The organism is Shewanella sp. S1-58-MNA-CIBAN-0166 (assembly GCF_040310085.1).
Lineage (GTDB): Bacteria > Pseudomonadota > Gammaproteobacteria > Enterobacterales > Shewanellaceae > Shewanella.
Genome location: NZ_JBEOPN010000206.1, coordinates 1 through 236, shown reverse-complemented (window position 1 = coordinate 236; position 236 = coordinate 1). Strand labels below are relative to the sequence as shown.

The window sequence follows — 236 nt, the reverse complement described above, 5'->3', positions numbered from 1 at the left end:
CTTTTAACCAATTGGTCGAAGGTTCGAATCCTTCACGACCCACCACTTTTTAAATCGTGGTTAAAGAATTTAAATGTCATATCAATATGGGTCGTTAGCTAAGTTGGTCTTGAAATAGAGACAGTTGGCTTTTGTTCCAGTAAGAATATTAGTTCTTGTAAAACCAAGATGGGTCGTTAGCTCAGTTGGTAGAGCAGTTGGCTTTTAACCAATTGGTCGAAGGTTCGAATCCTTCA

Annotated in this window: 1 tRNA gene; it reads left to right on the top strand. The window is 38.6% G+C overall.

The window, feature by feature from the left end:
• The first annotated feature begins 178 nt into the window (after positions 1–178).
• A tRNA-Lys gene (locus tag AAEY99_RS21715) sits at positions 179–236 on the top strand.